This is a genomic window from Sutcliffiella tianshenii (assembly GCF_016908565.1).
Classification (GTDB): domain Bacteria; phylum Bacillota; class Bacilli; order Bacillales; family Bacillaceae_I; genus Sutcliffiella_A; species Sutcliffiella_A tianshenii.
In genome coordinates this window covers 46,424-68,662 of record NZ_JAFBED010000002.1, presented here as the reverse complement: position 1 = coordinate 68,662, position 22,239 = coordinate 46,424, and the positions used below count along the sequence as shown (strand labels likewise).

The following is a 22,239-nucleotide window of genomic DNA, read 5'->3' as shown; positions in this document are numbered from 1 at the left end:
TTTTCCTCCTTATTACGGGTTCGTAACTCGAACTCCCTGTACATAAATGTTTAATGAATCAACGGAAAGACCGAGCATTTGATTAAGGGTATATTTTACTTTCGTCTGAACATTATGCGCCACTTCTGAAATTTTCGTTCCATAGCTAACGATAATGTACATATCAATATGTAGCTGATCTTCTTCCTGGCGTACGAGGACACCTTTTGTAAAGTTTTCTTTTCGAAGTATTTCTGACAACCCATCTTTAAGCTGGCTTTTGGAAGCCATTCCTACGATGCCATAGCAGTCTACGGCTGCTCCACCTGCGATTGTTGCAATTACATCATTAGAAATATCTATTTGACCATAAGATGTTTTTAGTTCGATGGACATAAAGGTTCCCCCTTCGATTGGTATATTCACCTTGTCTACTCGTTATTTTACTATAAATGAAAGGTTTTTGAAAGCAGACGAATACTATTGTAATAATACTATTATTATACTGAATGCTAGAAACATGTATGTCAAGGCTTTTTTCTTGAAAGCTTTCTTTAGAACTATTGCATTGTGCGGGGTTGTATGTTAAATTATATAAGTATTTTCAACTGTTTTATCTATGAAAAGAAAGACTCTGCATGAACCTGCTTCCTATTGACGGAGGTCTCCTGCATCGTTTTTCTGACACTAAATGAAAATATTGATTGATGTTTCTTTGTAGTTAGGAGGGAATTAAACATGGCACGTAAATGTGTAATCACTGGTAAAAAGACTGGTTCTGGTAACTCACGTTCTCACGCAATGAACTCTTCAAGACGTACTTGGGGTGCAAACCTTCAAAAAGTCCGTATCTTGGTAGATGGTAAGCCAAAGCGTGTATACGTATCTGCAAGAGCTTTAAAATCAGGTAAAGTTGAGCGCGTATAATAAATATGCGCCCATGCAAAAGCGACAGGGAACTTTTCCCTGTCGCTTTTTACATGCCCTCTTATTTGTTTACATAATATTATTATTAGAATATCTATCAAAAAAGCACCTTATGAAGGTGCTCTACTCTTTTTTAAACGATCCCAGCATCGCTCGGATGATACCACCTAAAAACCTCGGCAACTTTATCGTATAAAATTTCATTCCATTTCCCTCCCCGGAACTTTTTAACCATATAGTTATGAATGATTACGTGAAGATGAAGAATGCCGTCAGATAATATGGGATGAATCGCGGCTCCTTATCATCATTAATATGCCATCCTTAAATGAAAAAGTACCATTTTCAGTATCTAGTTCATTACTTATACATAGTGTGTCGCCCCATTTTATATTCCTATTTTTTAGGGGATATTTAAATCCATCCAGGGTGATCCCGCTGACTGCAGGGCTTATGGGAAGGAATGAAATGTATGGGAGGTTCTTATCCTTTTTCAAAGGATATTGGCCGGGTTTGACCAGAATAAGCTTATTCTGTTTATCCTGGATTTCAATGGTGATCCCGTTTTGGATCCCTTTTAGCATGAGCTGCACATTGCCGAGAAAATGGTCCAGCCTTCCTCCGGTCACACCAAACATGGTAATGGATGCAGGGTTTTGTGCCATCGCCCAGTTGACTGCAAGCTCCGTATCCGTTTCGTCTTTTTCACTTGGATATAAGTCAAGGTCAGTTATTTTCCTTTTCATTTCAGCCAGTTCTGCAGCTGTAACTGAGTCAAAATCCCCGAAGGCCTTCGATGGGATGATATTTTGTTCCAATAAATAATGGACCCCCCTGTCGACTCCGACCCATGTGACTGTTTCAGAAGTGTCTGCTCCAAAGGCTGGGATATTTTCCGGTGGTCCACCTGCCACGATTTTAATATTCATTTTTTTCTCCTTTATTCATGTGCAATTTCCGCAAAGACTAATGTGCGCTCCCAACACCCCTGTTGGTTTCCGCTCCAGGGGTTCGCTTTCCGCGGGCGGTCCGGGAGCCTCCTCGGCGCATTCGCGCCTGTGGGGTCTCCCTTGGACTCGCTTCTCCCGCAGGAGTCTCACCCCTTGCGCTCCAACCAACAGGGGGAGAGTTCAATAATTTTTAATCCTCTTTATCAAAAGATAAAACGTCTTATTCATTTGCTTATAAACATTCAATAATAAAAAAAGCCTTCTATAAGAAGACCTTTTAAATCGATGAATCATCGTAGTCGTAGCGAAAGCCGTCCATCTGCGTTTGATTCTTTTTATGGAATTTTGACAGTACCTGTTCATACATGCCTATCTCCTGATAGTCGGTACTGTTAGCCAAAGCAAATTGAAGTGCCTGTTCAAGGATTGCTGCCTCGTCCTTTGAAATGTTCATGAAAATAGACCTCCATTCATAACTTTAGCATTCCACTCAAGTTTCTGGTTTATGTCAATTTCCGCGGATGGATGAAATGGCTTTTTTACGGTCTGCTTGTTGATAGATGGCTGAACCTGCGACAAGTACATCTGCTCCTGCTTCGACGCAACGTGCAGCGGTTTCTGGGTTGACTCCGCCGTCTACCTCCACTTCTACCGATAATCCTCTTTCCGTTATGAGAGATCTTACCTGACTGATTTTCGGCAGGACACTTTCAATGAATGCTTGTCCACCGAAGCCCGGATTGACTGTCATAAGCAACACAAGATCCACATCGTCCAGGATGGGGATGATGCTCTCCACAGGGGTGGCAGGATTGATGACAACCCCTGCCTTCACACCTTCAGCCTTGATCAGTTGAACTGTACGATGAAGATGGCGGCAAGCTTCCACATGTACCGATATGATGTCAGCTCCCGCTTTTGCAAAAGCAGGGATGTATGTGTCGGGATCTTCAATCATCAAGTGAACGTCCAATGGTAGTGTTGTTATTGGACGGATCGCTTCCACTACAAGTGGGCCAATCGTGATATTCGGCACAAAGTGACCATCCATCACATCAATATGAATATAGTCGGCTCCGCCTTGCTCCACATCTTGTATGTCTTTTTGCAAATTGGCAAAGTCTGCGCTCAGGATGGAGGGGGCGATTTTTATCATATTTTAGTACCTCGGCTTTCTGTCTTTTATTTCTTCCACGAAAGAAACATAATGCTTGTACCGAAATGGTGCAATCTCTTCCGCTTCCACCGCGGCTTTCACCGCACATTTAGGCTCTTTCAGGTGGGTGCATTCCCGGAATTTGCATTGATCACTTATGCTGACAAACTCAGGGAAGCACTCCTTCACTTCCTCTGCCGACATTTCCAGAAATTCAAGCGAACTGAATCCGGGTGTATCTGCAACAAAGCCATCATTGATTTCCATCAGTTCCACATGCCTTGTAGTATGCTTCCCGCGACCAAGATGCGAGGAAATGTCATCTGTTTTCAATTCCAGTTCAGGGCGGAGGACATTCAGGAGTGAGGATTTTCCCACTCCGGACTGGCCAGCAATGACGGACGTTTTATCCTTGAGATATGGCAGTATTTGTTTTAACTGTTCAGGCTCTTTTGTTGAGGTCATGATCACTTCATAACCGATTTCCCGATAATAGTCTGCAAACCCCATCAACTTCTCATCCTCTTCAAGCAAATCCATCTTGGATATGCAAATAAGAGGGGTCACTTCCTTTGATTCAATCAGTACCAGGAATCTGTCCAACAGGACGGTACTGAATTCGGGCTCCATCGCGGAAAATACCAGGATGGCCTGGTCGATATTTGCAATGGGTGGCCTCACCAGCTCATTCTTGCGGGAGAGAACCTCCAGGATATATCCTTCCTGATCGTTGTCCGCTTGGAAAACCACCATGTCCCCAACGAGAGGGGTGATCTTGTTTTTGCGGAAAACCCCTCGTCCCCTGCATTGGGTAATATGGCCATCTGCTGTCAAAACGTAATAAAAACCACTTAGCGCCTTGACAATCTTGCCTTCTGGCATACACTCACTCCTTAAAGATTACTCGATATCATCGTACTCCACGGTCACGGATTGAACTTTCTCTCCATCCACGAAGACCTCATATTTTGCTTTCTGCTTATAAGCAACGGTAATGGTGAAGCTTGTAATGAGATCATCTGTAATGAAATATGTTTCCTTTGGCTTTTCCATCGTTGTGTTTAAATCTTCTACAAACAGTTCCACCTTTTGTTCTTTACCTTCTTCAGAAGGATTATACTTGATTTCAAGAGGAATGTCGGTGGACTTATCTTCCGGTTCAGGGCCTTTAGAAACGATAAGCTTTATTTTATCGCCTTTTTGCACTTGCGATTCCGGAGCTGGATCCTGCTTGATTATATTCCCCTCAGACACCTCTGGGTTAAACTCCTCTTCAATCACCGGCTCAAGCTCCAAGGTTGCCAGATGACGTTGTGCAAAGGCAAGGGATGAGCCTTGATAATTATCAAGAACTATAGGACTTGCTCCTTTAGATACTACAAGCTTCATCACGACATCTCCAGGTACGACCAATTCCCCAGGTGCAGGCGACTGACGGATTACCTTGCCCGCCTCCACTTCCTCGGAATGGATTTCGTCCACTGAGTAATCTTTATAATCAGGTTTGACAAGATTTATTCTTTTGATTGCATCATCCGCTTGGAGATTCGAGTAATCGTCCACTTCGATTTTCTCCTTGCCTGCACTGCGGAAAATTGATATTTCAGATCCTTCTTTTCGGGTTTTACCTGCTTCTGGGGATGTCCTAGTAACAAAACCTTCCTCAATTTCGTCACTCGGTTCGTCCACTGTTTCCTTAATGGCAAAACCGGCTCCCTGCAGTTCATCCCGTGCATCCTCATATTCCATATTCGTCACGTCAGGAACCTCGATATCCTTAGGAAGCAGAAGGGATGGCAACAGAGTGAACGCCGCGACAGATCCTGCACCAAGCAGGAGCAGCAAAATCAGGAAAATCATCATCCATTTCTTCTTTTTCTTCTTCTTAGGAGGCTCTTCCACCTTTGGCTTTGGAGCAATTGTATCAGCCGCGACTACCTTGGTTTCATGATTGTTCATCAGATGCTTGGAAAGGTCGCCTTTTATGACCGGGATTGCCTTTGTAGCTTCATCGTCGTCATTTGGGATGAAGAACTTTGGTTCATTCAAACGGCTTGTATCCAATACCGTGTTCAAATCCTCCAGCATCGCTTCCACAGAAGCATATCGATGGTTTGGATCCTTTGCCATCGACTTCAAAACCACATTCTCCAGGCTTTGAGGAATGGCAGGGTTCCATCTTTTTGGTGATGGCGTCTCGGATTGCAGGTGCTTCAATGCAATGGAAACGGCAGATTCACCAGAGAAAGGCAATCTTCCTGTCAGCATTTCAAACATGACAATACCGAGTGCATATACATCGGATTTCTTGGTCGCAAGGCTTCCCCTCGCCTGCTCCGGAGATAAATAGTGAACGGACCCCAGCAAGGAATTGGTTTGCGTGATGGTAGTGGAGCTTAGCGCCATTGCAATTCCAAAGTCTGTCACTTTAATCGTACCGTAGTCATCTATAAGGATATTTTGCGGTTTAATATCACGATGGATGATTCCATTCTCGTGTGCATGTGCAATAGCAGAAGTGAGCTGCTGCATGATTTCCACTGTATTATACTGTTCAATCGGTGCAAACTGCTGGATATACTGCTTCAAGGTTTTCCCTGAAACGTGTTCCATGACAATATAATAGATATCATCCTCTTCCCCGATATCATAGATGCTCACGATATTCGGATGATCAAGGCTTGTAGCAGATTGTGCTTCCCTTCGAAATCTACGAATAAATTCTTCGTCATTGGCAAAATCTAAACGCAGTACCTTTACGGCTACATCCCGATCAAGTATCATGTCATGCGCAAGGTAGACATTGGCCATACCCCCGCCGCCAATGACTTCCATAATTTTATAGCGATCATTTAATCTTTTTCCAATTAACAAAGATATCACCCACTTCCCTCTTCGGTGACAGATAATTCGACTATGGCTACCGTTATGTTATCCTCTCCGCCATTTTGATTGGCAAGGAGTATCAGTTTCTGCGCTTTGCTTTCGAGAGAATGATGTTCATTCTTCAGGACTTCCACCAGTTTATCATCATTCACTTTATTGCTCAGGCCATCCGAGCAGAGCAAAAGATAGCCAGGGTCGTCATATGTAATGGTTTTTAAATCGATCTTAACGGTTTTCTCTGTCCCTAAAGCTTGTAGTATAACATTTTTTCGCGGATGGTGCTCGGCATCCTCTTTGGAGATCTGACCGCTTTTCACCAATTCATTCACAAAAGTCTGATCCTCTGTCAACTGTTTCGCATGATCATTCGAAACAAGATAAACCCTGCTGTCGCCTACATGTGCAATCGTGAAAAATGATTCCCCGATAATGGCCGCAACAATGGTTGTCCCCATTCCATGACACTCTTCATGCTGATTTGCATAGTCAAATAAGAATTGATTGATTTGACCTATATATGTTTTAAACCAAATTTCAGCAGGCTCAGGAGAAGAGACGTTGATAGACTCCTCCCACAATTCCCTGATATGGTCCACCGCTTTCTGGCTTGCCACATCACCTGCCTGATGACCCCCCATTCCATCACAAACAACTGCTAAAATGGTTCCGTCTTTATTAACAAAAATTCCCCCGTTATCTTCATTATGCGAACGAACTCTCCCTTTATCTGTTAAAAAGACCATTAACACCTGTCACCTCGTCTCTTCTTTTCGCTCCTTCGCACGTAGCTGGCCACACGCAGCATCGATATCATGCCCCTGCTCACGACGAACTGTTACATTTACACCTAGATTTTTCAATGTTTTCTCAAAAAGATTGATTTGTTCCTTCGGAGTTCTTACATAATCTCGTTCTGGAACATAGTTTACCGGGATGAGATTGATATGGCACTTGATCCCCTTTACGAGCTTGGCCAATTCCTCGGCATGCTCCACCTGATCATTGACGCCACCGAATAGGCCATATTCAAAGCTGACCCTGCGACCGGTCTTCTCGATGTAATAGTGAACAGCTTCCATCAGGTCAGGCAGTTTGTATGCTTTGTTGATCGGCATGAGTCGGGAACGGATTTCCGTATTTGGTGCATGCAGGGAAATCGCAAAATTGATCTGCATGTTTTCATCTGCAAACTTATAGATCTTCGGTATGATGCCGCTGGTTGACACTGTAATATGACGGGCACCGATATTCAATGCTTCATCATGATTGATGATCTTGAGGAAACTCAACATTTCATCATAGTTGTCAAATGGTTCACCGATACCCATAATTACCACATGGCTGACACGTTCCTCTAATTCATCTACCGCTTGTTGTACTTTTACGACCTGGGCAACGATTTCTCCTGCCTCAAGGTTTCTTTTCAGTCCTCCGAGTGTTGACGCACAGAACGTACATCCGATGCGACAGCCGACCTGGGTGGTGACACATACCGAATTGCCGTATTCATGTCTCATCAGTACCGTTTCAATGGAGTAACCGTCATGCAGTTCAAAAAGGAACTTCATCGTTCCATCCGACGATGTTTGCTGCACAATCGTTTTGAGTGTAGTCAGAGTGAAATGACCCTCCAATTTTAGGCGCAGTTCCTTCGAAAGGTTGGACATGTCCTCAAAGGATGTCACTCTTTTTTTATAGAGCCATTCGAATATCTGTTTTGTTCTGAATTTCTTCTCTCCATTGCTCACTAACCATGCTTCAAGTTCGTGCAATTGGAGGGAATAGATGGACGGTTTATGAGTCGCTTCTTCTTTTTTCTTGATGTTCGTAGTTTTTTGTTCCATCTTCCTTACACCTGCCTTTTTAGTCTTACTATAAAGAATCCATCTGTACCGTAATAGTGCGGCAAGAGTTGTAGCATGCCGTCCTGGATGTATGTTTGTATCTTTTGTGGTACTAGTTCATTGATAGACATATCTATCTCAAAATCCTCATGATTCTCCAAGAATGCTTTTACAACTTCTGTATTTTCTTCTTTATCAATTGTACATGTACTATATACTAAAGTTCCACCTTTTTTTACAAGTGGTGCAACCTCATCCAATATGGCTGATTGAATGGTGGCCAGCTGCTTTACATCCTGCATGGTCTTTGTATATTTAAGATCCGGCTTTCTTCTGATGACGCCGAATCCGGAGCATGGAGCATCGACCAGGATCTTGTCAAACATCTCTTTTTGGAATGCCTCTTGAGCCTTTCGGCTATCCATTGCCTTCACTTCTATATTAGAGAGACCCAATCGGTCAGCCTGCTCCTTGATGAGCTTGACTTTATGGTCATGAAGATCTGTCGAGATGACCGTGCCAGTCCCCTTCATCATTTCAGCGATATGGGTCGTTTTTCCACCCGGGGCAGCACAGGAGTCATAGACAGTCTGACCGGGCTCAGCACCAAGTGCTCTTGCGACAAGCATAGAGCTTTCATCCTGTATGGTGATGAAGCCGTTTTTAAATGCATTGGAATATGCCAGGTTTCCTTTATTGGAAACTATGCTCTCTTGTGCAACCTCACCCTTATCGACGTCGAAACCTTGAGCCCTCAACATGGCAATGACTTCTTCTACTGTAGCTTTTGCTGTATTTACACGGGCGGTCTGGCTTGGAGGCACCAGGTTCATCTCGCACATTCTTTCCGTATTTTCTACACCGTATTCCGCTATCCATTTTTCCACCATCCAACGGGGGTGGCTTGTCGCAATGGATATTCTGTCCACATCATCCTTCATTTCTTCCAGATCGGGAACGCCTTGGCGCTGTATGGATCTGAGCACACCGTTGACGACTGAGGCCACGCCTTTGTGCCCCTTCTTCTTGGCTATTTCAACCGCTTCGAAAATGGCTGCCCTTGCAGGAACCTTGTCCAGATAGAGCATCTGATACAGGGTCAGACGCAACAGAACCTTCACCCAGTCCTCAAGTTTCTTTTGTTTTACGATGAAAGGGGCCAGATAATAGTCGAGTGTCATGGTCCGCTGAATCGTCCCGTACACAATTTCCGTAAATAAGCCCGAATCTTTTTTATTCAGTTTTCCTGATTCCAGGTAGTTGTTAATCAACAGATTACTGTATGCCTGCTTTTTCTCCACATTTATCAGTGCTTCCAAAGCAAGCTCTCTCACGTTTTTCATTTTACTCTCCTAGCTTTATGCCCTCTGATAACGAAGCACCTGCTCCGTTTAAATATTGCATTCCGGTCATTCGTTTTTTTCCTGCAAGTTGAAGGTCGGTAATTTTGATACCTATAGTATTACCAGTTTTCACAATGAAACCATCTTCATCTTTACCGATTATCGTTCCAGGTACTTCAGTGCTGCTTGTTTCCACCTTTTCCCCCCACCATACCTTCATGACTTGTCCTTCAAGTGTAGTATAGGCTACAGGCCAAGGGTGCAGGCCTCTTATATGGTTATAGATCTCCTCGCCAGACCGTGACCATTCGATTTTTTCCTGTTCCCTTTTGATATTGGAGGCGAAAGTTGCCTCTTCATCATTTTGCTTTATAGGGGTCAATTTACCTTCAAAAAGGAGCGGCATCGTTTGGGAAAGCAATAAAGATCCGGCCTCACTCAATTTATTGTGAAGCGTACCGACATGATCCTTTTCCGTGATGCTGACCTCCACCTGTGTCAGGATATCACCGGCGTCAAGCTTCTCTACCATATACATGATGGTCACCCCTGTTTTCTTCTCCCCAAGAAGAATGGAATAATGGATCGGGGCGCCGCCTCTGAGTTTTGGCAAAAGGGAGGCATGCACATTGATGCATCCATATTTAGGCGAATCCAGCAAAGCCTTTGGAAGGATCTGACCGAAAGCCGCCGTAACGATAAGATCAGGCTCCAAAGAAGTAATTTTCTCATATTCTTCAGCCAGTCTTATTTTTTCAGGTTGAAAAACAGGTATAGCATACTTTTCCGCCTCCACCTTTACCGGGGGAGGTGTCATGATCTTTTTTCTCCCTTTCGGACGGTCCGGCTGGGTAACGACGGCTATCACTTCATAGCCATCCTTTAGTATTTGCTGCAGGACCGGAACAGCAAAGTCCGGCGTTCCCATAAACACAATTCGTTTCATCTTATCACCCTTCTAACTCTTGATCTTCATAATATCTGATTACCTTGCTGGTGAAGAGCACACCATTCAAATGGTCTATTTCATGCAAGATAGCACGCGCCAAGAAGCCCTTTGCTTCTAATTCGTACCATTTGCCTTTTCGATTTTGAGCCTTTACTTTTATCCGGTTGGCACGACTCACTTCTCCAAAGAGACCAGGGAAGCTTAAGCATCCTTCAGGTCCCACCTGTTCTCCCTCGCTTGAGATAATTTCAGGATTGATCAGTTCTATTTTGCCTGACTGCTCATCCGTCTCAACAATCGCAATCTGCTTAGCCATACCGATTTGCGGTGCAGCAAGCCCTACCCCATCCGCCTCTAGCATCGTATCATACATATTGTTAAGCAGGCGAATCAGCCGCTTATCAAACACCGTAACAGGTTCACATTGCTGCTCCAGCACTGCTGCCGGATATTCTACTATCTTTAAAATTGCCACTATTTTCTTCCTCCAACGATTACATTAACATGTAAGGATTTAAATCGATATGGATCGCCAGTTTTTCCTGATCCATTTGAGACTGATATTTTTCTACAACATTCTTTAATGCCTGGTGAAGATTTGGTTCCCTTTTATATTTGATGATGCACTGATATCGATATCTATCTTTGATTCTTGCGATCGGGGAAGAAACCGGCCCCAGAATGACCGCTTCCTTTGAAAGCTGCCCGGAAAGATAGCTCGTAATCCTTTCTGTTACCGTAACTACCTTGGTCAGCTCCTGATGAGTGACCGTGACAAGTGCAAGGTAATAGAAAGGTGGATATTGATGGCTCTTCCTTAGGAGCATTTCTTTTTGATAAAAGCCAAGGTAGTCGTGTGTACTTGCCAATTCTACACTATAATGCTCCGGGCTGTATGTCTGGATGACCACCTCGCCGGGCAATACATGCCTGCCGGCGCGACCGCTGACCTGTGTCAAAAGCTGAAATGTCTTCTCCGATGAACGGAAGTCAGGGATGTTCAACATCGTATCTGCTGTGAGTACCCCAACCAGTGTCACCTGTGGGAAATCAAGCCCCTTTGCTATCATTTGTGTCCCAAGCAGAATATCCGCTTTTCTGTCACCGAACTGCTGAAGAAGCTTTTCATGAGACCCCTTTTTGGAGGTCGTGTCGACATCCATTCGGATTACTCTGGCGCTTGGCAAAAGCTTTGTCAGTTCTTCTTCCACCTTTTGTGTGCCGGTCCCGAAAAAACGGAAATGATCGCTATCACAGCTCGGACAGCTTGCATGGACCTGTTCTTCATACCCGCAATAATGACATTTCAGCATATTGGAGATCCGATGGTACGTCAAGGAAATGTCACAATGCGGACATTCCACTACATAGCCACAGTCTCGACACATCACAAAGGAGGAATACCCCCTTTTGTTCAAGAACAGTACGGATTGCTCCCCGCGTTCAAGGCGGATCTGCAGTTTTTCAAGAAGGTCCCTTGAAAACATGGAACGGTTTCCTTCTCTTAATTCCTCTCTCATGTCGACTATTTCGACTGTCGGCATTCCCTGGTCGCTCATCCTTTTGTCCATCGTCAGCAGATGATAGACTCCTTTGGACGCCCTTGCGAAGGTTTCAAGTGTCGGGGTTGCACTTCCCAACACAACCGGGCACCGATGAAATCTTCCTCTTTCCATCGCAATGTCACGTGCATGATAACGAGGTGTATCCTCCTGCTTGTAGCTCGTTTCATGCTCTTCATCGATAATGATGATTCCGACATTTTCAAAAGGGGCAAATATGGCAGAGCGTGCCCCTACAACCACTTTCACCTCTTTGCGGTGTATCTTTCGCCATTCATCGTACTTCTCACCCATTCCGAGCCCGCTATGCATGACAGCCACATCGGAACCGAAGCGCGATTTGAAGCGATTCACCATCTGTGGGGTGAGGGATATCTCGGGTACAAGCACGATTGCCTCTTTCCCTTTTTTAAGGACGGCATCCACTGCCTGCATATACACTTCCGTTTTTCCGCTCCCGGTCACCCCGAACATGACATACCCTTCATGCTTTTCATTTTCAATCGAGGAAAGGATGGGGGAAATCGCTTCCTGCTGCTGGGAAGTCAGTGCTAAAGGCTCTGACTTTGCAAATTCCCTGTGGGCGTAAGGGTCCCGGTATCTTTCATCATCCACTTCCTGCAAAATATCCAGTTTAACCAATGCACCTATCGCGCTTGTACCTATCTGTAATTCCTCAAGGAGCTGTTTTTTTTCGATCCGTTTCTTTCCGGTTTCCAAAAAGAAATCGATCAGGCAGTGCTGGGCCTGCGCACGAGCGGAAATGTTCTTCTTTGCTTCCTTTAATTCATCTTTGGTGGCACTCAGCACGATTACTTTCACCGTTTTCTTGGAAAGCTTGTCCTTTACCTCATAATAGACTTCCAAAATCTCATCATCGATCAATTGCTTTATCAGCCTATAATGGCCGGTACCTTCAAAATCTTCGAAGCGAGTCCTGTCGGAAGAATCGAAAAACAGTTCAAGATGAGGAGGCAATTTTCTCCGGTCCCTTACAATGATCCATTTTTCATATTTTGCTTTAAGCGCTGCAGGGAGCATCGCCTGAAAGGCTGATATGGTAAAACAAAGGGTATGGTCCCTCAGCCATTGGGCAAGTTGCAAAAGTTCCTGCGTCAAAATGGGGCTGATATCTATCAGGTTTGAAATGGGCCTCGTTTTTTTTACAGACGTTGTTTCTTTCAAGCCTACCACAAACCCTTGAATTTGACGGGGACCAAATGGGACTACCACCCTCATGCCTGGCTGGATGAATCCCTCCCACTTATCAGGGATTTCATAATCAAACACCCTGTCTGTCTGTTTTGCTGGAACATCTACAATGACACTTGCATATGTCATGCTTTTTCCTCGTAGTTGCTTGCTATTTCATTTAATAGTGAAAAGGCTACTTCTTTTTTGGACATTAAAGGGAGGGATAGGTTCGAGCCATCTTTGCGGTAAATCGTAACAATATTGGTGTCTGTTCCAAACCCGGCACCATCCATTGTTACATTGTTGGCTACAATATAATCGAGATTCTTTCTTTCTAGTTTTCCCAGCGCATATTCTTCCACATCGTTCGTTTCCGCAGCAAAACCGACCAGGATCTGATGTGTTTTATTTTCACCCAATGCCTTTAAAATATCTTTCGTCCGTTCCATTTCCAACATACTGTCGCCTGATTGCTTTTTCATTTTCGTATCTGCTATATGCTTAGGGCGGTAATCGGAGACCGCTGCAGATTTGATGACAACATCGGTGCTATCGTAGTGAGCAAGGACAGTTTCATACATCTGTTCTGCCGACTCCACCCTGATGGTTCTCACCTTTGGGGGATCGGGTAGCGCAGTAGGCCCGGATATCAATGTAACCTCGGCACCAAGTTCAGCCGCTGCTTCAGCGATCCGATATCCCATCTTCCCGGTTGATCGGTTTGAGATGAACCGTACCGGATCGATTCTCTCCATTGTCGGTCCGGCCGTTACGAGGATTTTTTTACCTTGAAGTGGAGAAGGCTTAGAAAAATCATTGCTGAAATGATCAATGACGGCCTGTACGATCGTTTCTGGCTCCTCCAACCTCCCCTTTCCAACATATCCGCAAGCAAGGAACCCTTCACCGGGCTCTATGAAACGGTAGCCAAATGCCGCTAAACGATCCATATTTCCCTTTACTGCAGGGTGGTCGTACATATGCACATTCATGGCAGGCGCTATCCATATTGGCGCAGTCGCTGCAAGAAGGGTCGTGGTGATCATGCAATCGGCCAACCCATTTGCCATCTTTCCGATTGTATTGGCAGTTGCCGGAGCTACAAGGATCAGGTCTGCCCAATCAGCGAGGTTGATATGGGAAATGACTGAAGGATCTTTTTCTTCGAATGTATCGGTGAACACTTCATTTCTTGATAAAGCCTGAAAAGACAGGGGTGTGACAAACTTGCAGGCGGACTCACTCATGATGACCTTCACTTGTGCCCCCTGCTGAACAAGCTTGCTTGTAAGGGCAACAGCTTTATATACGGCAATCCCGCCGGTTACACATAAAAGTACTTTCTTATTTGTTAACAGCATTTTTCTATCCCCCGATAAGAAATTTTACGTGTCTAAAAAAATAACAACCTATCGCTAGGTTGTTATTTCAGACTGTTGGAAAACGATTGGGTCTATTTATGGTTCAGGATTCCTTCGCTTCTTTCCGCAGTTTTAATTGTTTTCGCAGAAAGCAGACCAGCATCGATTTCTTCCAATGCTTTTCCGACAAACTTGTGGGAAACCGTCTTTTCAATCATTTGGTCGTTTACTTGCTGTAATTCACGCGCACGTCTTGCCGAAACCGTTACAAGAGTATATTTGGAATCCAATTTTTGCATCAATGAATCTATGGATGGGTATAGCATAATTATTCAGCCTCCAGCATTTGTTTGTATTTTTCCCGCAATCTTGTTCTCTTGCAGTGTTCCGCTTGAACGATGGCCTGAATTCGATCGCATGCCAGATCAACTTGATCATTTTCCACCACATAATCGTAGGCATCCATCATTTCGATTTCTTCTTTTGCAACTGTCATCCTATTATTTATAAGGTCTTCTGTTTCTGTACCCCGTGTAGTAATTCTGTTTTTCAGCTCTGAAAGGCTTGGCGGCATCAGGAATATGAAGACACCCTCAGGGAATTTGCTTTTCACCTGAATCGCACCTTGCACTTCGATTTCAAGGAAAACATCCTTGCCTTCTGAGAGACATTGTTCCACATAATCAACCGGTGTGCCGTAGTAGTTCCCTACATACTCTGCCCATTCGATGAATTTGTCTTCTTCGATCAGTTTTTCGAATTCTTCTCTAGTATGAAAGAAGTAATCCGTTCCATGCAACTCTCCTGCTCGGGGATTTCTTGTTGTCATGGAGATGGAATAATGCAGGCTTACATCATCTTTTGAAAATAGCGCTTTTCTGACAGTTCCCTTACCGACTCCAGATGGACCGGAAAGAACGATTAATAATCCTCTATCTCTCATTTATTAATAAATACCTACCCTTCATCAGACATATCATCTTTATTTACAAGTCGTTGTGCAACGGTTTCCGGCTGGACGGCCGATAAGATTACATGATCGCTGTCCATGATGACAACCGCCCTGGTTCGTCTCCCATAAGTTGCATCTATGAGCATTCCTTGATCCCTTGCGTCTTGGATGATCCTTTTGATCGGTGCAGATTCAGGGCTTACAATAGATATGATCCGATTTGCTGAAACAATGTTCCCAAAGCCAATGTTTATCAACTTAATACTCATAGTTTCCACCTCTAGTTACCAACTATATTCTAACCCCTTTAAGAGGTTAGTAATCAAAGATTATTCGATGTTTTGCACTTGCTCTTTGATTTTCTCGATGCAGGCCTTCATTTCCACCACAAAATTTGCTATTTTGGCATCATTTGCCTTGGAACCGATGGTGTTGATCTCCCGGTTCAATTCCTGTACAAGGAAATCCAGCTTTCTCCCAATGGAATCCCCACTCTCAAGGGAGAGTCTGAATTGGGCTATATGGCTATGAATTCTTTTTAATTCCTCATTGATATCCGCCTTATCTGAAAAAATAGCTGCCTCTGTGACAAGTCTTTGCTCATCAATCACCGATCCCACATATTCTTTCAATCTTTTCGCAAGGCGTTCTCGATAGGCTTCTACAACAATAGGGGCATATGAATGAAGTTCAATCGCGGTCTGTTCGATATGGGATATATGTTCAACGATGTCTTTTTGGAGCTGCTCCCCTTCAATGGAACGCATCATTACCAATTGCTTGGTTGCCTTATGTACATTATCTGTCAGTGATTCTTCCAATTCATGATGAATCGTTTCTTCTTCCGTGACGGAAAACACATTCTCTAACTTAAGTATATCACTTATTTGAATGGAACTAGAAATTTGATATGTATCTTTCACCTGCTGCAGGGATTGCATATAACCCGATAGCAGGGCCCAATCAACATTCACTTGCTTTTCGGCAAGCCCATGTCCTTCTATTGTAATGAAGACTTCCACTCTTCCCCGCTGGATGGAGGATATAATGACGCGTTTAAGCTTATCCTCAAGTGAAAGAAACTGCTTAGGCATCCTAATATTGATTTCGCAAAAACGATGATTCACCGATTTCATTTCCACCAGGATCCGATAGGTCTCAGCATTCGTTTCCGCCCGGCCAAAACCTGTCATACTCTTTACCATCATACTCACGTCCGTTCCCTAAGTATAGAATGGCTCTTTTCAAGTACTCCATTTATTGAAAAAAGAGCCTTGTAGTGGCTTGTTTCGATGCTAAGCAAACACTATATTAGCATTGTTTCACCATTTTTAAAAGAAGATATTTCATTCCAATATAAAAACAAAATAAAAGGTAATAGAGATTACCTCTACTACCTTTATTATATTATACCATATTTTTTTTCTTTTTTCCTGTGAAAAGAGTACCCACCAGCAAAAAAGTTGGAAGTGAAGCCAACCCCATGATTAACAGCCACTCCTCCGGTGCAAGCGATACTGTGTGGAAAATTGCTTGCAATGGCGGATAGTAGATGACAATGAGCATCAGGATGATACTTGAAATGACTGCCCCTACCAGATACAGGTTCTGGAATGGATTACGGTGAAAAATGGACCGTTCGCTTCTACAGTCGAATACATGTATCAGCTGTGCCATTACCAAAGTAGCAAAAGCAACTGTCTGAGCATAGATCAGCTCGTCTGGATGCTGCCTATAAACAATGATGAAAGCAATCAAGGTTACGAGGCCTATCAGGAAGCCTCTGCTGATGATTTTCCACCAAAGTCCCCTCGCAAATACTCCCTCTTTCGGGTGCCTTGGCTGACGCTTCATGACATTGCTTTCCGCCTGGTCAAGACCAAGTGCCATGGCAGGCAGGCCATCTGTAACGAGGTTCACCCAAAGGATCTGGATTGGTACGAGCGGCAAAGGCAGGGCCAGAAGCATAGCAAAAAGCATCACCAGAATTTCACCGACATTGGAGGCAAGCAGATAGCGGATGAATTTCCGGATATTTTCATAGATGTTTCTTCCCTCTTTGATAGCAGATTTAATGGTTGCGAAATTATCATCCAACAGAACAAGCGAGGATGCCTCTTTTGCAACATCTGTTCCTGTGATCCCCATCGCGATCCCGATGTCAGATGCTTTGATTGCCGGGGCGTCATTGACACCATCACCTGTCATGGCGACGATATGGCCTTTCTTCTGCAGCGCTTTTACAATGGAAAGCTTATGCTGAGGGGATACTCTTGCAAACACATAAACATCATCCACCATTTCCTCCAATTCTTCCTGGGACATCTTCTGAAGCTCTTTGCCCTCCAGCACCTTTCCTCCCATTGGAAGTATGCCGATATCAGTTGCAATCGCTTTGGCCGTTACAATATGATCACCTGTTATCATGACCGTTTTGATGCCCGCTTCCTTACATTCCTTTACAGCTTGTTTCACTTCCGGACGTGGAGGATCGATCATTCCTTGTATACCTATTAGGATCAATTCCTTTTCCACATCTTTTTCTGTCATGGTGTGGTGAAAATGATTCAGCGGCTTAAACGCGACCGCTATGTTCCTGAGTGCCTGTGAAGCAAGCACATGGACCGTATCCTTTACGATTGATTCATATTTTGTAGTATATAGCTGCTTTTTACCTTCCCAAAGGATAAATTCACTGACACCGCTGATGACATCAGGCGCACCCTTGGTGATCAAGAACAATTTCCCCTGTTTGTCCTCCACTACCATACTCATCATTTTCCGTTCAGAATCGAATGGATATTCTTTTACTATCGCAAATTCCTGCAGTAGTCCTTCCTTTGTATAGCCCGCTTTCATTGCCGCGACAAGAAGGGCCCCTTCCGTCGGGTCTCCATCCAGGACAAATTGATTGTTCTTATTGATTATATTTGCATGGTTACAGATCAGCCCAAAAGTCAGAAGCTGCTGAAGGGATTTGTTTTGTGCTGGATCCTTGGCATCATTTGCAATGAATTCCCCTGCAGGATCATATCCATTTCCGGTCACGGTCCATGTATGACCCCCTGACCATGCGTGAGTCACCGTCATCTTGTTCTGCGTCAATGTACCTGTCTTATCTGAACAAATGACCGAAGCGCACCCAAGCGTTTCAACGGCAGGAAGTTTCCTGACGATGGACTTTTGCTTGATCATCCGCTGAACACCGAGTGAAAGTGCCACAGTCACGATTGCTGGAAGCCCTTCCGGTATGGCTGCAACTGCCAAGGATACTCCCGCAAGGAACATATCATACATATTGTGTCCTTGGATCACTCCTAGGATGACCACGAGCATTGTGAGGAAAAGTGCCACAAAAATAAGGATTTTCCCGAGTTGCTCGAGTTTACGTTGAAGCGGGGTGATGGTTGTTTCCGCTGACTGAAGCAAATCGGCAATTTGCCCCATGGCCGTATTCATCCCCGTTGCAACTACAATCCCCACGCCGGATCCCCTGGTGACAAGCGTGCCCATAAAGGCCATATTTTCCTGATCACCGATAGAGATATCACTGCCTTGAACAGGTGTGTCCCTTTTCACAGCCGGAACAGATTCCCCTGTGAGGGCAGATTCTTCAATTTCCAGTGAACTCGCCTGCACGATTCTCATGTCTGCGCCTATCCTGTCTCCACTTGAGAATTTCACGACATCCCCTGCCACAATTTCACGGGATGCAACCTTGCGCCATTCCCTTTCGCGCAACACGGTTACCTGTGGCGCAGAAAGTTCCTTGAGCGCCTGAAGGGACCGCTCCGCCTTCCGCTCTTGAAAGAAGCCCAGTACCCCATTGATGATGACAATCGCAATGATGGCAACCGCATCGATATATTCACCAAGTAAACCCGATATTAAAGTGGCTGCCAAAAGAACAACTACCATGAAATCCTTGAATTGCTCCAAAAAGACCAAAAAGGCGTTGGGACGCTCCGCCTCTTGAAGCTCATTTGCCCCAAACTGCAACAGACGATTTTTCGCTTCTGATTCACTTAATCCATTCTTTACATTCGAATTAATTTTTTCTACAACCTCTTCTGTCCTCATCTCATGCCATTTCATCTGTTTCACCTCACAACCTTTGCACAAAATCTATCTAACAAAGCTTATTCAGACTCGTCCAAAAAAATGATATACTTTTTATGCGTGTGAGGATTGCTTGTATATAATTGATTAAGGACAGAAGAAATTTGGATTGGAATGGAAGGGAAGTAATATAGATGTCGTTTGATGGTATTTTTACATATGCAATGGTCGGAGAATTGAAGGAAAAGCTGGAAAGTGGAAGAATCACAAAAATCTATCAGCCTTATAAAAATGAACTGCTGCTTACAATACGTTCTGGCAGAAGCAACCATAAGCTGTTGATATCAGCGCACCCAAGTTATGCCCGCATACATCTCACAGAAGAAAGCTACGATAATCCCAGCGAACCACCGATGTTCTGTATGCTCCTCCGTAAACATCTCGAAGGAAGCATCATAACAGATATCCATCAGATCGGAATGGACAGGATCATCGTGTTTGATGTGAAGGCCCGCAATGAAATAGGTGACGTATCTTATAAACAAATCATAGTGGAAATCATGGGACGCCATTCCAATATCATCTTCATCGATAAGGAACGGGGGATGATCCTAGATAGCATCAAGCATGTCTCCATGTCCCAGAACAGGCATCGCAGCCTGACACCTGGACAGCCTTATGTACTGCCGCCTGAGCAGAATAAGATTCATCCTTTTGAAGCAACAGAAGACCTGGTACGGAGCAAAATCGATTATATCGGAGGAAAGCTCGATAAGCAGCTTGTCCATACCTTTGCCGGAATTTCCCCCCTCTTTGCAAAAGAAGCCGTTTACAGGGCAGGTCTTGCGAATAGGCAGACACTTCCACCTAGCTTTGTCAATCTCATCGGGGAAGTCAAGGCGGGGTCCCTGCAGCCGCAGATCATCACGGCTGATGGTAAAGAGATTTTCTATCTTCTGCCGTTAACACATCTTAAGGGAGAAAATAAAACGTTCCCCACATTAAGTGAACTGCTTGACCGCTATTATTTTGGAAAAGCATCAAGAGACAGGGTCAAGCAACAGGCAAATGACCTGGAGCGATTCATCGCAAATGAAATAGAGAAAAACAAAAAGAAAATCATCAAGCTTGAAAAGACATTGGTTGATGCCAAAAATGCCGAAGTGTTCCAGTTGTATGGCGAGCTGCTGACAGCAAACCTCCATCAAATATCCCGCGGCGACAAAGAGGTGGAAGTGCTCAACTACTATAGCGACGATGCTGAGAAGATCACCATACAACTCGATCCGCAGCGGAGCCCTTCAGGGAATGCTCAACGATACTTCCAAAAGTATCAAAAAGCTAAAAATTCCCTGTCCATCGTTGAGGAACAGATTTCAAAGGCTTATGCTGAAATCAACTATTTCAATATGATCCTTCAACAGGTGGAGACCGCATCTCCAAAAGATATCCAGGAAATTCGCGAGGAACTGGCTGAGGAAGGTTATATGAAAATGAAGCAAAAGCGAAACCAGAAGAAGTCGAAGCCTCAAAAGCCGGTTCTGGAAATGTATCAGTCAACCGATGGCACCGAGATCCTGGTCGGTAAAAACAATAAACAAAACGACTTCCTGACAAATAAAGTTGCCAGACGTGATGATGTGTGGCTCCATACGAAGGACATCCCGGGTTCACATGTTGTGATCCGCAGCACAGAACCGACTGAAGAAACAATTAAAGAAGCAGCAACGATCGCAGCCTACTTCAGCAAAGCACGGCATTCAGGATCCGTACCTGTCGACTTCACAAAAGTAAGGAACGTCAAAAAACCATCAGGCGCAAAACCCGGCTTCGTCATCTACGAACAGCAACAAACCATCTACGTCACACCGAATGAAGAAATGATTATTGGGTTGAAGAAATAATTATTTAGCGGAAACAATATTATTATGCTTTAAAAGGAAAAATATTGAACTTATGTATCTAGCTGTTGATTGTAGCAATAGGCGAAGACTCCTCGAAAATGCAAGCATTTTCTTCGTGCGATGTATCGCTGCCGCAGCCTTCCTTGTCCTGCGGGAAGATAGCGGTAGGCTTGAGACCCCGCAGGGCAAAGCCCGAGGAGGCTCAAGCACCGCCCCGCGGAAAGCGCAGCCTAATGCGGAAATCAGCAGCGGTCTCGAAACAGAAGCATAAAATACACCAATTCAAACCGTAATATTATATCCCCTCCTTTTCATGAAAATTAAGAAGAATAGGGGAAATCATTTGCTTCCTAATAAAAACCATGTTTAAATGGAAAAATAGTTTTAAATGTTTCTAATGGAGGTTTCAACATGAAAAATAAACTTACAATCATGCTCATCACTCTAATGTCCACGCTCCTTCTGGCAGCATGTGGCGGAAATGATGACAAAGCAGCTGACAAAGATGCAAAGAAGAAAGAAGAACAACCGACCGAACAGGCCCAGGCTGAAGAAGTCGATCCAAAGAAAGTCGTAGTGAAAGTAAATGGCGAAGAAGTCAAAGGTGAAGAATATAATACAATGATGAAGCAGACATCCATGATGATGATGCAATTTGGACAAGGTTCCGACCCTGAAGCTATTAAAGAGCAGACATTGAACTCTTTAATCGAACAAAAACTATTATCACAGGAAGTAGCCAACAAAGGATACAAGGCTTCCGAACAAGAAGTGGAAGACTACCTTGCAGAAATCAAAGCAAGCTATGAAAGTGAAGAGAAATTTGAAGAGGCCCTTAAAAGCAGCCCGCTTACATTGGATACACTTAAAAAGCAGATTGCTGATGAACTGGCTCTAGAAAAATATCTGGAAAAGGAAGTCGGTAAAACGGAAGTGACCGATGAGCAGATCCAGGAATACTATGACCAGGCAAAAGCACAAAACGATGCACAATTAAAAGAAATGTCCGAAGAGGAAAAGAAACAACAACAGCCATTCCCTGAGCTTGCTGATGTGAAAGAAGACATCAAAGGCAATTTGGAACAACAGGAAACTTCAAAAAAACTTCAAGCCATCGTGGAAGACTTGAAGAAAAAAGGCGAAATAGAAAAAATGATCTAAACATCATAAACA

At 44.1% G+C, this 22,239-nt stretch carries 22 protein-coding genes; 3 read left to right on the top strand and 19 right to left on the bottom strand.

Going from position 1 to position 22,239, the window contains the following annotated elements:
* Nucleotides 1–12: 12 nt before the first annotated feature.
* Nucleotides 13–375 carry an Asp23/Gls24 family envelope stress response protein gene (locus tag JOC95_RS03860; RefSeq protein ID WP_204413593.1) on the bottom strand — a complete coding sequence of 121 codons (363 nt, stop codon included), beginning with the start codon at nt 373–375 and terminating at the stop codon, nt 13–15.
* Between the two features lie 342 nt (nt 376–717).
* Here JOC95_RS03860 and rpmB point away from each other — a divergent pair, with 342 nt between their 5' ends.
* A complete protein-coding gene (rpmB, locus tag JOC95_RS03855; RefSeq protein ID WP_204413591.1) occupies nt 718–906 on the top strand; it encodes a 50S ribosomal protein L28 in 189 nt (62 codons plus the stop codon).
* A gap of 123 nt (nt 907–1,029) precedes the next feature.
* On the opposite strand, the gene spoVM is transcribed toward rpmB, so the two are convergent.
* From spoVM to JOC95_RS03765, 18 genes are all read right to left on the bottom strand, one after another.
* Complete coding sequence (gene spoVM, locus JOC95_RS03850; RefSeq protein ID WP_060665857.1) at nt 1,030–1,110, bottom strand: stage V sporulation protein SpoVM; 81 nt, start codon at nt 1,108–1,110, stop codon at nt 1,030–1,032.
* A gap of 68 nt (nt 1,111–1,178) precedes the next feature.
* Complete coding sequence (locus JOC95_RS03845) at nt 1,179–1,835, bottom strand: thiamine diphosphokinase (protein WP_204413589.1); 657 nt, start codon at nt 1,833–1,835, stop codon at nt 1,179–1,181.
* Between the two features lie 298 nt (nt 1,836–2,133).
* Nucleotides 2,134–2,310, bottom strand: a complete 177-nt coding sequence (locus tag JOC95_RS03840; protein ID WP_204413581.1) for a hypothetical protein — start codon at nt 2,308–2,310, stop codon at nt 2,134–2,136.
* A gap of 54 nt (nt 2,311–2,364) precedes the next feature.
* On the bottom strand, nt 2,365–3,012 hold the full coding sequence (rpe, locus tag JOC95_RS03835) for a ribulose-phosphate 3-epimerase (RefSeq protein ID WP_204413580.1): 648 nt from the start codon (nt 3,010–3,012) through the stop codon (nt 2,365–2,367).
* 3 nt (nt 3,013–3,015) lie between these two features.
* Complete coding sequence (rsgA, locus tag JOC95_RS03830) at nt 3,016–3,894, bottom strand: ribosome small subunit-dependent GTPase A (protein WP_204413579.1); 879 nt, start codon at nt 3,892–3,894, stop codon at nt 3,016–3,018.
* A gap of 18 nt (nt 3,895–3,912) precedes the next feature.
* Nucleotides 3,913–5,895 (bottom strand): Stk1 family PASTA domain-containing Ser/Thr kinase, encoded by a 1,983-nt coding sequence (gene pknB, locus JOC95_RS03825; RefSeq protein ID WP_338083050.1) that lies wholly within the window; start codon nt 5,893–5,895, stop codon nt 3,913–3,915.
* Nucleotides 5,892–6,641, bottom strand: coding sequence for a Stp1/IreP family PP2C-type Ser/Thr phosphatase (locus JOC95_RS03820; RefSeq protein ID WP_204413575.1), 750 nt, complete (start codon nt 6,639–6,641; stop codon nt 5,892–5,894). The genes pknB and JOC95_RS03820 overlap by 4 nt, the downstream gene beginning before the upstream one ends.
* Before the next feature lie 9 nt (nt 6,642–6,650).
* Complete coding sequence (gene rlmN / locus JOC95_RS03815; RefSeq protein WP_204413568.1) at nt 6,651–7,742, bottom strand: dual-specificity RNA methyltransferase RlmN; 1,092 nt, start codon at nt 7,740–7,742, stop codon at nt 6,651–6,653.
* 5 nt (nt 7,743–7,747) lie between these two features.
* Nucleotides 7,748–9,085 carry a 16S rRNA (cytosine(967)-C(5))-methyltransferase RsmB gene (rsmB, locus tag JOC95_RS03810; RefSeq protein ID WP_204413566.1) on the bottom strand — a complete coding sequence of 446 codons (1,338 nt, stop codon included), beginning with the start codon at nt 9,083–9,085 and terminating at the stop codon, nt 7,748–7,750.
* A gap of 1 nt (nt 9,086) precedes the next feature.
* Nucleotides 9,087–10,031 (bottom strand): methionyl-tRNA formyltransferase, encoded by a 945-nt coding sequence (gene fmt / locus JOC95_RS03805; RefSeq protein ID WP_204413564.1) that lies wholly within the window; start codon nt 10,029–10,031, stop codon nt 9,087–9,089.
* 4 nt (nt 10,032–10,035) lie between these two features.
* The gene (def, locus tag JOC95_RS03800; RefSeq protein ID WP_204413562.1) at nt 10,036–10,509 is read right to left on the bottom strand and encodes a peptide deformylase; all 474 of its coding nucleotides are present in this window, start codon (nt 10,507–10,509) and stop codon (nt 10,036–10,038) included.
* Between the two features lie 19 nt (nt 10,510–10,528).
* Complete coding sequence (gene priA, locus JOC95_RS03795) at nt 10,529–12,937, bottom strand: primosomal protein N' (RefSeq protein ID WP_204413560.1); 2,409 nt, start codon at nt 12,935–12,937, stop codon at nt 10,529–10,531.
* Nucleotides 12,934–14,148, bottom strand: coding sequence for a bifunctional phosphopantothenoylcysteine decarboxylase/phosphopantothenate--cysteine ligase CoaBC (gene coaBC / locus JOC95_RS03790; protein ID WP_204414668.1), 1,215 nt, complete (start codon nt 14,146–14,148; stop codon nt 12,934–12,936). The genes priA and coaBC overlap by 4 nt, the downstream gene beginning before the upstream one ends.
* Before the next feature lie 95 nt (nt 14,149–14,243).
* Nucleotides 14,244–14,477, bottom strand: a complete 234-nt coding sequence (gene rpoZ, locus JOC95_RS03785; RefSeq protein ID WP_060665844.1) for a DNA-directed RNA polymerase subunit omega — start codon at nt 14,475–14,477, stop codon at nt 14,244–14,246.
* Nucleotides 14,478–14,479: 2 nt separating this feature from the next.
* Nucleotides 14,480–15,094: a guanylate kinase gene (gene gmk / locus JOC95_RS03780; protein WP_204413558.1), complete on the bottom strand. Its 615-nt coding sequence runs from the start codon at nt 15,092–15,094 to the stop codon at nt 14,480–14,482.
* A gap of 14 nt (nt 15,095–15,108) precedes the next feature.
* Nucleotides 15,109–15,372, bottom strand: coding sequence for an extracellular matrix/biofilm regulator RemA (gene remA / locus JOC95_RS03775; RefSeq protein ID WP_204413556.1), 264 nt, complete (start codon nt 15,370–15,372; stop codon nt 15,109–15,111).
* 60 nt (nt 15,373–15,432) lie between these two features.
* Nucleotides 15,433–16,308, bottom strand: a complete 876-nt coding sequence (locus JOC95_RS03770) for a YicC/YloC family endoribonuclease (RefSeq protein WP_204414666.1) — start codon at nt 16,306–16,308, stop codon at nt 15,433–15,435.
* A gap of 202 nt (nt 16,309–16,510) precedes the next feature.
* On the bottom strand, nt 16,511–19,198 hold the full coding sequence (locus JOC95_RS03765; RefSeq protein WP_204413553.1) for a cation-translocating P-type ATPase: 2,688 nt from the start codon (nt 19,196–19,198) through the stop codon (nt 16,511–16,513).
* 158 nt (nt 19,199–19,356) lie between these two features.
* Here JOC95_RS03765 and JOC95_RS03760 point away from each other — a divergent pair, with 158 nt between their 5' ends.
* Nucleotides 19,357–21,066, top strand: coding sequence for an Rqc2 family fibronectin-binding protein (locus JOC95_RS03760; RefSeq protein ID WP_204413552.1), 1,710 nt, complete (start codon nt 19,357–19,359; stop codon nt 21,064–21,066).
* A gap of 411 nt (nt 21,067–21,477) precedes the next feature.
* Complete coding sequence (locus JOC95_RS03755; RefSeq protein ID WP_204413551.1) at nt 21,478–22,227, top strand: SurA N-terminal domain-containing protein; 750 nt, start codon at nt 21,478–21,480, stop codon at nt 22,225–22,227.
* Nucleotides 22,228–22,239: the final 12 nt, after the last annotated feature.